This window comes from Neorhizobium sp. BETTINA12A, assembly GCF_023006485.1.
GTDB lineage: Bacteria > Pseudomonadota > Alphaproteobacteria > Rhizobiales > Rhizobiaceae > Neorhizobium.
Genome location: NZ_JALBGW010000001.1, coordinates 69939 through 82726, shown reverse-complemented (window position 1 = coordinate 82726; position 12788 = coordinate 69939). Strand labels below are relative to the sequence as shown.

At 60.7% G+C, this 12788-nt stretch carries 11 protein-coding genes; 7 read left to right on the top strand and 4 right to left on the bottom strand.

Features of this window, described 5'->3' with window-relative positions:
* The first annotated feature begins 120 nt into the window (after positions 1-120).
* From MOV61_RS00390 to groL, 3 genes are all read left to right on the top strand, one after another.
* The gene (locus tag MOV61_RS00390) at positions 121-729 is read left to right on the top strand and encodes a J domain-containing protein (RefSeq protein WP_040125316.1); all 609 of its coding nucleotides are present in this window, start codon (positions 121-123) and stop codon (positions 727-729) included.
* Positions 730-911: 182 nt separating this feature from the next.
* Positions 912-1208: a co-chaperone GroES gene (gene groES / locus MOV61_RS00385; RefSeq protein WP_040125314.1), complete on the top strand. Its 297-nt coding sequence runs from the start codon at positions 912-914 to the stop codon at positions 1206-1208.
* 66 nt (positions 1209-1274) lie between these two features.
* Positions 1275-2909 carry a chaperonin GroEL gene (gene groL, locus MOV61_RS00380; protein ID WP_247135107.1) on the top strand — a complete coding sequence of 545 codons (1635 nt, stop codon included), beginning with the start codon at positions 1275-1277 and terminating at the stop codon, positions 2907-2909.
* A gap of 124 nt (positions 2910-3033) precedes the next feature.
* Here groL and MOV61_RS00375 read toward each other — a convergent pair whose 3' ends face one another.
* The 3 genes from MOV61_RS00375 to MOV61_RS00365 are packed head-to-tail and all read right to left on the bottom strand — an operon-like array spanning position 3034 to position 6272.
* Positions 3034-3828 carry a sulfite exporter TauE/SafE family protein gene (locus MOV61_RS00375; protein WP_247032489.1) on the bottom strand — a complete coding sequence of 265 codons (795 nt, stop codon included), beginning with the start codon at positions 3826-3828 and terminating at the stop codon, positions 3034-3036.
* Between the two features lie 7 nt (positions 3829-3835).
* Positions 3836-4711 carry an MBL fold metallo-hydrolase gene (locus tag MOV61_RS00370; protein ID WP_247135106.1) on the bottom strand — a complete coding sequence of 292 codons (876 nt, stop codon included), beginning with the start codon at positions 4709-4711 and terminating at the stop codon, positions 3836-3838.
* Positions 4698-6272: an aminotransferase class V-fold PLP-dependent enzyme gene (locus tag MOV61_RS00365; RefSeq protein ID WP_247135105.1), complete on the bottom strand. Its 1575-nt coding sequence runs from the start codon at positions 6270-6272 to the stop codon at positions 4698-4700. The genes MOV61_RS00370 and MOV61_RS00365 overlap by 14 nt, the downstream gene beginning before the upstream one ends.
* Before the next feature lie 35 nt (positions 6273-6307).
* Between MOV61_RS00365 and MOV61_RS00360 the strand changes: the two genes are divergently transcribed.
* Positions 6308-6790 (top strand): Lrp/AsnC family transcriptional regulator, encoded by a 483-nt coding sequence (locus MOV61_RS00360; protein WP_247135104.1) that lies wholly within the window; start codon positions 6308-6310, stop codon positions 6788-6790.
* Between the two features lie 132 nt (positions 6791-6922).
* Here MOV61_RS00360 and MOV61_RS00355 read toward each other — a convergent pair whose 3' ends face one another.
* Positions 6923-8053, bottom strand: coding sequence for a LysR family transcriptional regulator (locus MOV61_RS00355; RefSeq protein ID WP_247135103.1), 1131 nt, complete (start codon positions 8051-8053; stop codon positions 6923-6925).
* Here MOV61_RS00355 and MOV61_RS00350 point away from each other — a divergent pair.
* The 3 genes from MOV61_RS00350 to MOV61_RS00340 are packed head-to-tail and all read left to right on the top strand — an operon-like array spanning position 7967 to position 12692.
* Positions 7967-10012 carry a hydantoinase/oxoprolinase family protein gene (locus MOV61_RS00350; RefSeq protein ID WP_247135102.1) on the top strand — a complete coding sequence of 682 codons (2046 nt, stop codon included), beginning with the start codon at positions 7967-7969 and terminating at the stop codon, positions 10010-10012. The two genes, MOV61_RS00355 and MOV61_RS00350, sit on opposite strands and share 87 nt — an antisense overlap.
* Entirely contained in the window at positions 10012-11622 is a 1611-nt protein-coding gene (locus MOV61_RS00345) for a hydantoinase B/oxoprolinase family protein (RefSeq protein WP_247135101.1), read from the top strand. The genes MOV61_RS00350 and MOV61_RS00345 overlap by 1 nt, the downstream gene beginning before the upstream one ends.
* A 23-nt stretch (positions 11623-11645) precedes the next feature.
* A complete protein-coding gene (locus tag MOV61_RS00340) occupies positions 11646-12692 on the top strand; it encodes an SIS domain-containing protein (protein WP_247135100.1) in 1047 nt (348 codons plus the stop codon).
* The last annotated feature ends 96 nt before the right edge of the window (positions 12693-12788 follow it).

Genomic DNA, 12788 nt, shown 5'->3' with positions numbered 1-12788 from the left:
GGCCCTAATCCCTGCTTTCATGCGCTTCGACGGCATCCGGCGATCCCCCAGTTCGAAAATCTATGCGGCTGGGCGATCCATATTCGTTGCCGAGAGGATTGGCCGGTCGTATAAGGCGCGATGACGTCTGATTCAAAGATATTTGTTGGCCTGCGGTCGACCCGCAAAAAACCGGCCCCGGACCACGAACCAAGCCGTGCGAAATGCCAATGGGACGGGTGCGAAAAGAATGGCACCCATCGCGCTCCCGTCGGGCGAGATGCTGAAGGGCTGTATCTGCTGTTCTGTCCCGAGCATGTAAGGGAATACGGCAAAGGTTATAACTTTGCGCCAAATCTGTCTGACCCTTTAATTAGGCGCTATCAGACGGAGGCGGCAAACGGCAGCCGCCCGACTTGGGGTACTGGTATCAATCGCGCGTCGGAAATGCCGCTCCCGTCGACGGCTCGCTCCGGTTCTGCAAAGGCAACGAACGCACGTAAAAGCGCTGCAGAACGCCAGGCAGCACAAGTGGATCTTCAGCGACGCAAGCTCAAGGTATTGGAGGCCAAGGCTTTCGAGACCCTCGATCTTTCGCCGGATGCAACGCCGGAGGAGATCAGAAGCCGCTACAAGCAGAGGCTCAAAATGCACCATCCGGACGCAAACCATGGAGAGCGCAACTCTGAGGACGAGCTTCGGGCGTCGATTGACGCCCATAAGATCCTCAAGCTCAACGGCTTCTGCTAGGGGCGTGGCAAGGGATCTGCGGTAGTCTCGGTGGCAGCGGCGTGTACCTCCGACAAAGGGAGGTGCCACGGATGGCGGATCACAACTAAGGCACGAATCGCTCTAGCACTCTCAGCATAAGAGTGCTAAGGATATCCGATCGGGAACCCGCCATTGGGCTGCGCTCTCGCCAAGGAACCCAAATGAATAATACCATTTTTCGGCCGTTGCACGACCGCGTCGTCGTGCGCCGTATCGAGGCTGAAGCCAAGACCAAGGGCGGGATCATCATTCCCGATACCGCCAAGGAAAAGCCGCAGGAAGGCGAGATCGTCGCCGTTGGCACCGGAGCGCGTGACGAGAGCGGCAAGATCGTTCCCCTCGATGTCAAGGCCGGCGACCGCATCCTGTTCGGCAAGTGGTCCGGCACCGAGATCAAGTTCAACGGCGAAGACCTGTTGATCATGAAGGAAGCAGACGTCATGGGCGTCATCGCCTGATTTTCGGGCGCTTCTTTATTTCCTTTTGATGACGACTATAGGGCCAATGGCCCGGGAGTTATTGCCATGTCTGCCAAACAGATCAAATTCGGCCGTGATGCACGCGAAAAGCTGCTGCGCGGCGTCGACATTCTTGCCGATGCAGTCAAGGTCACGCTCGGTCCGAAGGGCCGCAACGTGGTGATCGACAAATCCTACGGCGCACCGCGCATCACCAAGGACGGCGTTGCCGTCGCCAAGGAAATCGAACTTGACGACAAGTTCGAAAACATGGGCGCCCAGATGGTTCGCGAAGTCGCTTCGAAGACCAACGACGTCGCCGGCGACGGCACCACGACTGCAACCGTTCTCGCCCAGGCGATCGTTCGCGAAGGCGGCAAGGCTGTTGCAGCCGGCATGAACCCGATGGACCTGAAGCGTGGCATCGATCTTGCAGTCACCGCCGTCGTCAAGGACCTGCTTGCCAAGGCCAAGAAGATCAACACATCGGAAGAGATTGCCCAGGTCGGCACCATCTCGGCCAATGGCGAGAAGGAAATAGGCCAGTATATTGCCGACGCGATGCAAAAGGTCGGCAATGAGGGTGTGATCACCGTTGAAGAAGCCAAGACCGCCGAAACCGAACTCGAAGTCGTCGAAGGCATGCAGTTCGACCGCGGCTACCTCAGCCCTTACTTCGTCACCAACGCCGAAAAGATGGTGGCTGAGCTGGAAGATGCCTACGTGCTGCTGCACGAAAAGAAGCTCTCCAACCTGCAGGCCATGCTTCCTATCCTGGAAGCCGTCGTCCAGAGCGGCAAGCCGCTGCTGATCATTTCCGAGGACGTGGAAGGCGAGGCTCTTGCAACGCTCGTCGTCAACAAGCTGCGTGGCGGTCTCAAGATCGCGGCCGTCAAGGCTCCGGGCTTCGGCGATCGCCGCAAGGCCATGCTGGAGGATCTGGCGATCCTGACCGGCGGCACCGTGATCTCGGAAGACCTCGGCATCAAGCTCGAAAACGTCACGCTCGAGATGCTCGGCCGCGCCAAGAAGGTCTCGATCACCAAGGAGAACACCACCGTCGTCGACGGTGCGGGCACCAAGGCGGATATTGACGGACGCATCGGCCAGATCAAGGCTCAGATCGAGGAAACCACTTCGGACTACGACCGCGAAAAGCTGCAGGAACGTCTGGCCAAGCTGGCCGGCGGCGTTGCCGTGATCCGCGTCGGCGGCTCGACGGAAGTCGAAGTCAAGGAAAAGAAGGACCGTATCGACGACGCCCTCAACGCGACGCGTGCAGCGGTCGAAGAAGGTATCGTGCCTGGCGGGGGGACAGCCCTTCTTCGCGCCTCCATCCTTCTGAACATCAAGGGCGAGAATGAGGATCAGAATGCCGGGATCAGCATCATCCGCAAGGCCCTGCAGTCTCTGGTTCGTCAGATTGCCGAGAATGCCGGTGACGAAGGTTCGATCGTGGTTGGCAAGATCCTGGAAAGCAACACCGACAACTACGGCTACAACGCCCAGACCGGCGAATTTGGCGACATGATCGCCATGGGCATCGTCGATCCGGTCAAGGTGGTTCGCACGGCTCTGCAGAACGCGGCTTCGGTTGCCGGCCTGCTGGTGACGACGGAAGCCATGATCGCCGATCTGCCGAAGAAGGATGCTGCCGGCGGCGGCATGCCTGACATGGGCGGCATGGGCGGCATGATGTAAACGGTTCCCAATCGGGAACTCGAATAAGCCGTTCGCGGTGAAGGGCTCCGATCGATCGGGGCCCTTTTGTCATATGCTCGCTACGTCTCGCTTCCACAATTCCCCGCCGCCTGAGGTATTGCGATCATCTTGTCCAAGGCAGTGCAGCGTAGCTTCGCCACAGCACATAGAGGCTGACGGAAAAGATGATCCATCGGAAGATCTGCGCCAGCGTATTGCGATGCGTAGAGAGCCGCGTGGCGGTTATGGTGCCGAGCGTTCCGCCGCCGACGCCGCCGGCAATGAAATATCCCGCGACCTGCCAGTCCACCAGCCCGGACAAGGCGTAGTTGGCCGCTGTCGTGAGGCCGAACGTGCCGACGGCGAGGAGAGACGAACCGACCGCGTTGATCAGCGGCATGCCGGTAGAGAACAGCAGTCCCGGCACGATCAGGAAGCCACCGCCGATGCCGAAGAAACCGGAACAGAGGCCGGTCAGCAAGGCGACCAGGCTGGTCTTTCCATGGGTGCGGACCGTCAGGGATTGCGGCGTGATGCCGATCTGGCTGCGTGTCTTGCTCATGACGAAACTGACGAACATCATCAGCAGTCCGAACATGAAGAGAAGGTCCTGACCCTCGACGACCTTGCCGAGACTGGAGCCGAAATAGGCGCCGAGCGACCCGGCGATGGTGAAGATCAAGGCGCATCGCCACCAGACATGGCCGCGAACCGCATGGCCCACGAGATTGAGATAGGCATTGACGGAGACGGCGAGCGCGCCGGTGCCGATCGCGGTATGCACGTCCTTGACGCCAACGACATAGATCAGCAGCGGCGTCGCGAGGATCGAGCCGCCTCCGCCGATCAGGCCGAGGGTGAAACCGATCAGCGATCCTGAGCCGATCGCAAGCAGGACCTGCTCGATTGATCCGTCCATGCAGCCGTCAATTCCAGACCGAACGGGGAAACGCGTCGAGCGGAATCTTCAGGTAACGGCACCCGTTGTCTTCGGCCGGCGGCAGTTCGCCGCCGCGAATGTTCACCTGCAGCGCGTGCAGAATCAGCTTCGGCATCGGCAAGGTTCTGTCGCGGGCCTCCCTCAGATCGACAAAATCCAGCTGCGACCTGCCGGTGACATGCGGGTTGTCGGCCTTCTGCTGCGCCACCGAACTTTGCCATAAGGCTTCGCGGCCACCCTGCCGGTAGTCATGGCCGGTGAAGAGGCGAGTTTCGTCGGGCAGCGACAGGATTGCCTGGATCGACGTCCAGAGGTTAGCGGCGCTACCGCCGGGGAAATCGGCGCGGGCGGAGCCGGTGTCGGGCATGAACAGCGTGTCGTGAATGAAGGCCGTATCGCCGACGAGATAGGTGATCGAGGCGAGCGTGTGTCCGGGCGAATGCATCACCCGCGCTTCCAGCTCGCCGATCGCGAAGGTCTCGCCGTCCTGCAATAGCCGGTCCCATTGGGAGCCGTCGCAGGCGAGATCCGGCCAGTTGTAGATCTGTCGCCAGATTTTCTGCACCGCCACCACATGCTCGCCGATCGCGGTCGGCGCGCCGGTCCTCGCCTTGAGGTAACGTGCTGCCGAGAAATGATCGGCGTGCGGATGCGTGTCGAGGATCCATTCCACCGTCAGCCCGCGAGAGGCGACGTGGTCGAGGATCGCGTCGGCATTCACAGTTGCCGTCGAGCCGGATTTCTCGTCGAAATCGAGGACCGGGTCGATGATAGCGCATTTGCGCGCCGCCGGGTCTGATACGACATATTGAATGCTGCCCGTCCGCGCATCGTAGAAAGCGGCAACATCAGGCTTGTGCATAGGTCAGGCCCTCTTCGGTCTCCATGCGCGGAAAGAAGATCGCTCGTGCCGGGTCGAAATCGTAGTCGGCTTCGAACATCGGCGCGTCTGCCGCAAGCTGCGCCACGGACTCGATGATGAACCGCACTTTTTCATCCGAAAGCAGGACACTGAAGTTCAACCGCGTGAAACCCGGCTTTCTGATTTCGTCGCCGGCGAGAATGGCCTGGCGCATCGCTTCGGATTGCTCGGCATCGATTGACAGCAGCCGGTGAACGTAAGGCCCGGCGCAGGCACAGCCGCCGCGCGCCTGGATGCCGAAGCGGTCGCTCAGCATGCGCGTGACAAGCTGCTGATGGACATAACCGCCCTCGCCGTTGCGAATGCGAAAGGAAAAGATCGGCAGCCGATCCGCGTCGGGCAATCCGAGCAATTCCAGTTGCGGCACCTGGCTCCACGCGGCAAATGCCTGCCGGGTCAGATCTCGGTTGCGCCTAGCCATCTCCTCAAGGCCGATTGCGTGTTTGACGATGAAGGCGAGAGCGGCACGGATGTCGCCGACGACGTTCGGCGTGCCCGCTTCCTCGCGCACTTCCAGGCTGCTGCTGTAATCGTGAGTCTCCGGCGAGACGAACTTCACCGTGCCGCCGCCCGGCCAAGAGGGTTTGTTCGTCGCCAGGCCCTCACGACGGACAATAAGGATGCCCGAAGCACCAGGACCGCCGATGAACTTGTGCGGCGAAATGACGATGGCGTCGATCTGTGCATCCGCACCAGGCGACATGGAAATCGGCACATAGGGACCGGCGCCCGCATAATCCCAGATCATCCTCGCGCCCGCGGCTTTGACCATTCTGGTAATCACGGCGACATCGCTGGTAATCCCGGTAATGTTCGATCCGGCGGACAATGTGCAGACCGTCAGGTCCGGCGATCCGTCGCGCAGCGCCTTGTCGAGAAGGGACAGATCGGGCCCGCCGGACGGGCACTCGGAGAGCTCGAGGATTTCCGCGCCGCTTTCGCGCCAGGGGAGGATGTTCGAGTGGTGTTCATAGGGCCCGATGATGACCCGGACGGTCTTCCCCGCCGCGACCGCTTCCGTGACGCCGAACAGTTTGACGAGGCGATTGAGGCCGGACGTCGCGCCGGAGCCGGTGAAGATGACGGCGTGCTCCTCGGTCGCGCCGCAGAACTCGGCGATCAGCGACCGCGCTTCCCGCCGCATCCGGGTCATAAAGCCGCCGCAATAGGAGGCTTCCGTATGGCTGTTGGCGTAATAGGGCAGGACTTCGTCCATCATGAAGTTTTCGATCATGCGTAGCGCCCGGCCGGAGGCGACATAATCCGCATAGACCAGGTTCTTCACGCCATATGGACCTTCGATCTGTGCTGTCGCGCCGACGAGATCGTCGCGAAGATCGGCGATCAGCCCGGGATGGTTCAAGGCCTTGCGAAAACGAGCAAGAGGCGTGAGGGCCTGATTGGTTTCACGACGAATGGCTTGCACGGTCATCTCGCTGTCATCCTCTTCAGTCTCGAAGTTGACAGCGATTGTATTCTGCTTCAGGCTCGAAGAACTCACCTATTTTATGCGAATTTTCCCCCAGGTTGTGTCGTATGATCGAATCTACAGCAAAGATCGATGTGTTTGATCTGAAAATCCTCACTGTTTTGCAAAAAGACGCTAGCCTTTCGCAGCGTGATCTGGCGGAGAAGGTCGGCCTGTCGCAAAACGCTTGCTGGCGGCGGCTTCAGCGGCTCCAGACGATCGGCATGATCCGCGGTTCACACAGCGATATCGACCTCAGCGCGCTGGGGCTGGATCTCACCGTCTTCGTGATGATCCGCACCCGCCATCATTCCAAAGAATGGATCGACGGTTTTCGCAGCCATGTCGAGCGTCTTCCCGAGGTCATCGATTTCTACCGGATCGGCGGGGACTGGGACTATCTGATCAAGGTCGTGACCAGAGGCATGTCCGGCTACGACGCATTTTACCAGAAGCTGATCACCAATTTCGACCTTGCGACGGTCACCGGTTTCTTCTCCATGGAAGCCATCATCAACAATCGTCCGGTGGACCTGAGCCGGTTGCGGTAACGACCCTGACCGAGGCGCCCGTCAGCGCTGGTAGCTATCAATGCTTCTTCTTCTGTGTTCGCACCGTGGGTTTTTCCGCGGCATGGGAATTTGTACGTTTGACTCAAAACGTCGCCTCAGGACCACAACTCCCTATCCTGGACCTTGCTCCAGCACCTCCTTCAACGTCCCAACGAACGTCTGTGCGGCAAGCGATAGGGGCCGGCGTTTGGGGATGATCATTCCGACGGAAACCGGGATGCGGGGCTCGAACTGGCGCACGGCGATGTGGTCGAACTCATTGGCATCCCAAACCGAGAAATGATCGACGAGGGCCACTCCGCGCCCCCGCTCGACGAGGCGCCGGATAAGCTGGCTCTGGTTCGAGATCAGGCTGTTCGAAGGCCGTACGCCTTCGTCGGAAAGGGATCGGAAGATCGCGGCGCCAAACGGGACCGAGCGCGGATAGGTCACGAACGGCTGGTCGGCGATGTCGCTGGCGAGGATGATGCGATGTTTCGCAAGCTCGTGATTGGTCGGCATGATGCAGACCATCGAAGAGGTCTTGAGTGTCTGCGTCATCAGGTCGGCCTCATGCTCGGGATGATGCACCAAGCCGAAATCGTAATTTCCGCGACTGACATAGGTGTGGATCTTGTCGGAGTCGAGAAGGTCAACCTGGACCTGGATTCCGGGATATAGATTGTTGAAGCGCTCGACAGCCATCGGGATCAGCGCGGTGCTGAATGCCGAAAGTATGCCGATATTTACATAGCCCTGCGACATGGTGGTGAGGTCGAGAGACAGGTTCTCGAATAGCATCAGCTCGTCCATTAGCAGCGTCGCATGCGCAAACAGCAGCTCCGCTTCGGGCGTTGGACGCAGTCGGCCGGCGCTGCGCTCGAACAGTTTGACGCCGGCAAAATCCTCAAGCTGCTTCAACGACTTGCTCGCGTTAGGCTGCGTCGTGTGCAGCACAAGCGCCGCCTCCGTGACGGAGCCTGTTTTCATGAAGGCGGCCAGGGTGTCGAGATGGCGCAACTTGATCCGGCGCATGATGGATCTCTCCAGAGTATTCCAAAAGGGAATGGAAAGCTCGAGTAATTGAATTTTACAAGATGCGCCATGTCTTTCTAGGTTGCTGATCATTAGAGGACAGGCGGACGCGGGAGCCGACGCCCAAGCACGAAGATCATCATGGGCAACATCAGGGTTGGCATCGATGTCGGCGGAACCTTCACGGATTTCACCGTACTCGACGACGAAACGGGCGGCATGCGCCACTTCAAGGTGTCCTCGACACCGCATGATCCCTCCGAGGCAATCGAGATCGGCATCACCAGCCTCGAAGGACGCGGCCTGAGAGCCTCCGACGTCGTCCATTTCGGTCATGGCACGACGGTTGCCACGAACATGGTCATCGAGCGTCGCGGCGGCAAGACGGGCCTCCTCACCACCGAAGGCTTCCGGGACGTTCTTGAAATCGGTCGCCAGACCCGCCCCGACCTGTTCGACATGAGCGTCCGCAAGCCCGATCCGCTGGTCGTGCGGCCGTTGCGCCTGGAAGTCGCCGAGCGCCTCGGTCCCCACGGCGAAGTCATCGTTCCTCTCGATGAAGCCGGCGTGGAAGACGCTGCAAAACGTTTCAGGGCAGAGGGCATCGAAGCCATCGCCATCGGCTTCCTCCATTCGTATCGCAATGCCGCTCACGAGCGGCGCGCAGCCGAGATTGTCAGCAAGCATCTGCCGGATGTCTTCGTCAGCCTGTCGAGCGACGTATTGCCGGAGTTCCGCGAATACGAGCGCATCTCCACCACGGTGATGAACGCCTATCTGATGCCGCGCATGGACGGCTATCTCGATCGCTTCATGAAACGATCGCGCCAGGCCGGCATCGATGCCAAGCCTTATACCATCCATTCCAATGGCGGTTTGATGTCCACCGAGACGGCGCGCAACTACCCGGTGCGGACTTGCCTGTCGGGTCCAGCGGCCGGTGTCGTCGGTGCAGCGCTCGTCGGCAAGGCGGCATCCTTTCCCGACATCATTACCTATGACGTGGGCGGCACCTCTACCGACGTCGCTCTCATCGCCGGCGGCAAGCCCGCCTATTCGGCCGACCGTGACGTGGCCGGCTATTCCATCCGTTGCGCGATGGTCGATGTCAGCGTCATAGGGGCAGGCGGCGGGTCCATCGCATGGCTTGACGATGCCGGCGGCCTGAAGGTCGGCCCGCAGAGCGCGGCGGCGGTTCCGGGTCCGGCCGCCTACGGCAAGGGCGGAACGGATGCCACGATCACGGATGCCAACATCGTCCTGCAGCGCCTGAACCCGATTGCGCTGCTTGATGGCGCCATGCCGGTCGATCGCGAGGCGGCGCTGAGCGCGATCAGCGCAGTGGCCGAAAAGATCGGTCGCAGCGTCGAAGACACTGCCTGGGGCATCATTCGGATCGCCGTCGCCAACATGGCGCGCGCCATTCGCGCCGTGTCGATGGACAAGGGCCACGATCTCAAGCAGTTCGCGCTGATGGCCTTCGGCGGCGCAGGCCCCCTGCATGCCTCGCTGGTTGCGGCCGAAACCGGTCTCAACACGGTCATCATCCCGGAATCGCCCGGCACCATGTGCGCCCGCGGCGTCCTCCTTTCTGACGTTACCCGCGATTTCGTCTCCACTCAGATCAAGCGGGCACGGGGCGAAGGCTGGACCGAGATCACGACAGCCGTCGCAGGTCTTGAAAAGCAGGCCAGGGAATGGCTCGAGGCGGAGACCATCCCCGACGACAAGCGCGCGTTGCAGCACATCGCCGAAGCGCGTTATGCGGGCCAGAACCATGAAATTCGCGTCGAAGGCATCCTGTCGAGCGCGGAGGATTTCGCGGCTCGTTTCGCCGAAGCCCACCGCGTCGTCTACGGTTATGCACTGGACAATCATCCGGTCGAGATCGTCAACCTGCGCGTCCAGGCGATCGGCCACGCCGGTCGGCCGCTGCAGACGGTAGAAAGCGCTTCCGGCACCATGGCGGATGCCAGGATTAGCGAGCGCGATGTGTATGTCGGCCCCGAAGGCGGCTGGAAAACTGTGCCAGTCTACAAGCGTGTGCTGATGCCGCAGGGGGAAAAATTCGCCGGCCCAGCCATTATCGAGGAACTCACCTCGACCGCCTATGTGCTTCCCGACCAGACCGGCGTCGTCGACGCCTATGGCAACATCATCCTCAGCTTTGTGAAGGACCGTGCGTGATGCAGCAGCACGTCAAACCACCGCGCGAGTTCGACGCCATCGAAATGGAGGTCTATTCCAACCGGTTCATGTCGATCACAGACGAGATGGGGCTCAGCCTCGTACGTTCGTCCTTCTCCACCAACATCAAGGAACGCAAGGACTGCTCGGTTGGCCTGTTCGATGGTAAAGGGCGCCTGGTCGTCCAGGCATCGCACATTCCGGTGCATCTGGGGTCACTGCAGGGCGGCGTAGCGGCCGTACTCGAGAACTACAGGCTCGAGGACATCAAGCCGGGCGATGCGTTCATCTGCAACGATCCCTATCTGGCGGGCGGCTCGCACACGCCGGATATTTCCATCCTCACGCCGGTCTTTTATCAAGGCCGCCTTTGTTTCTTCGCCGCCAATCTGGGTCACCATTCCGACGTCGGAGGCGGCGTGCCTGGCTCTTGCGATCCGAGCCAGACCAGCATCTTTGCCGAAGGCCTGCGTATTCCCGTGCTGAAGATCGCGCGCGAGGGCGTGCTCGATGAGCAGATCGTCAAACTCATCAGCACCAACAGCCGCGATCCGCTGGAGCGCATCCTCGATCTCAAGGTGCAGATAGCCACCAACGAAATTGGGCAGCGGAAGCTCGTGGCCCTTGCCGACCAATTCGGCATCGCCACGGTCGAGAAGGCGATCGAGGACCTGATCGCGTATTCGGAAAGCCGGCTGCGCAAGCGCATCAAGGAAATGCCTGACGGCGTCTACAAAGGCGAAGCCTTCATCGACGGCGATGGCGTCGGTTTCGAGCCCTGCCGTATCCAGGTCGCCATCAAAGTGGAAGGTGAGGGGATTACCTTCGACTTCACAGGCACCGACAGTCAGGCGCGAGGCGCGGTCAACATCCCCAAGACCGCCCTCGACGCCACTTGCTACTACACGATCAAGGCGCTTCTGGACCCGTCGCTTCCGCCGAATGAAGGCATGGCGTTGCCAGTCTCGATCATTGCCGAGGAGGGCACGCTGGTGCGGCCGAAGTTTCCCGCCGCCGTCGGCATCCGCTCGACGAGTTGCCAGCGGGTAGTGCGCGCCATCTTCCAGGCCTTCTCCGACGTTCTGCCCCGGGAAAAGGTGTTCGCTTCTTCCGCCGACATGAACGCGACGATGATCTTCTTCGGGCCACACAAGACCCGTGAGGGCAGCTTCGTCTATCTCGAAACGGTCGGCGGTGGTGCCGGCGCAAGCCTCGATCATGATGGCATGAACGGCATTCAGGTTCACATCACCAACACGTCGAACCTGCCGGCCGAAGCACTCGAGATCGAATACCCGCTGATGGTCCGTCGTTATGCGCTCGCCGACGGGTCGGGCGGCGAGGGGCACACCACGGGCGGCATGGGCATCGTCCGCGAGGTCGTCGCCATGACGGATGGCATACGCGCCAACGCTTCTTGCGAGGGACTGCGTACTCCAGCCGACGGGGTCTTCGGCGGCGGACAGGGCGAGGTTGCGCGGCTGAAATTCGGCACAGCCGACGGCACTGTGACCGAATACGACATCTCGATCACCAATATCCTCATGAACCGTGGCGACAGCCTGTTCCTGCAAACGCCGGGCGGCGGCGGCTTCGGTCGCGCGTCCTGAACTAATTGGAGAATAAAACTATCATGGCTCTCGAAAACCTGACGCCAAGCGACGAAGAGATCAAGTCCGCCCCGAACCCGAATTACCTCGAAGGTGACTATCTGAAGGGCGTCCTGGAGATGACCTTTCGCGACGGCAACCCCCTGGCCGAAAAGCTGGTGGAGGACATCTTCTCGTCGCGTGAAATCAACACCGTCTATCTGGTCGGCGCCGGCGGCTCGAATTCCTACATCGAACCGATCAAGTACATCCTCGACAAGTATTGCGACCTGCGCATCGAGCGTATCAACTCGACCGAGTTCGAAACGCGCCGCCCGAAGCCTGTCAACGAGAAGGCTGTCGTGCTTCTCACCTCACATAACGGCGAGACCGAAGACACCGTGGTTGCCGCTCGCTGGGCCAAGACTACCGGCGCGGTTACCGTCGCGCTCACGTCCGACCACGAAAGCGGTCTGGCAAAGATCTGCGATTACCTTCTGCCCTACAGCAAGGAGCTGCCGGGCATGCCGAAGACGATGATCGCTTATCTGTTCGCCGCCTACCTGCTAAAGCACCTCCGCAGCCCGGTCGGCGCGCAACTGCTGCGTGACCTCGAAGCGATGCCGGCCAAGCTGCACGACATCAAGGATGCCGAGCGCGAGCGTGGCATGGAGCTCGCCCGCCGTTACAAGGACGAGAACATCTACTACGTGCTCTCCAGCGGCATCCTCTCGGGTCTCAATTACCAGTATTCGATCTGCATCTTCAACGAAATGTTATGGCTTGATGCATCCGACATCCATTCGGGCGAATTTCGCCATGGTCCCTTCGAAGTTGCCGATCCGGAGATGGCCTATGTCTTCCTCATGGACAATGGCGAGAACCGCAAGATCGACCAGCGCGCGCTGAAGTTCACCCGCCGGGTCACCGACAAGATCATCACTTTCGACGCCGGCCGCTACGAAGACATCTCACCGCTGCTGTCGCCCTTCGTGATCGGCGTCACCTGGTACTGGTTCGCCCACACGCTGTCGGTATTGCGCGAGCATCCGCTGTCCGTGCGCCGCTACATGTGGAAGGTCGACTACTGATGGTCAGGCGCCCGCCCGCATGGTTGTTTCTGCCTCGCGCGAGTTCGTCGCGGTTCGGCACGGCATCGCCTCCGCGGGCGGGCGGTTTCTCCGTCG

Coding starts and splice junctions, on each gene's coding strand:
- MOV61_RS00345 (WP_247135101.1), top strand. CDS start 10,012: ATGCAGCAGCACGTCAAACCACCGCGCGAGTTCGACGCCATCGAAATG.
- MOV61_RS00360 (WP_247135104.1), top strand. CDS start 6,308: ATGATCGAATCTACAGCAAAGATCGATGTGTTTGATCTGAAAATCCTC.
- MOV61_RS00340 (WP_247135100.1), top strand. CDS start 11,646: ATGGCTCTCGAAAACCTGACGCCAAGCGACGAAGAGATCAAGTCCGCC.
- groL (WP_247135107.1), top strand. CDS start 1,275: ATGTCTGCCAAACAGATCAAATTCGGCCGTGATGCACGCGAAAAGCTG.
- MOV61_RS00375 (WP_247032489.1), bottom strand. CDS start 3,828: ATGGACGGATCAATCGAGCAGGTCCTGCTTGCGATCGGCTCAGGATCG.
- groES (WP_040125314.1), top strand. CDS start 912: ATGAATAATACCATTTTTCGGCCGTTGCACGACCGCGTCGTCGTGCGC.
- MOV61_RS00350 (WP_247135102.1), top strand. CDS start 7,967: ATGGGCAACATCAGGGTTGGCATCGATGTCGGCGGAACCTTCACGGAT.
- MOV61_RS00390 (WP_040125316.1), top strand. CDS start 121: ATGACGTCTGATTCAAAGATATTTGTTGGCCTGCGGTCGACCCGCAAA.
- MOV61_RS00370 (WP_247135106.1), bottom strand. CDS start 4,711: ATGCACAAGCCTGATGTTGCCGCTTTCTACGATGCGCGGACGGGCAGC.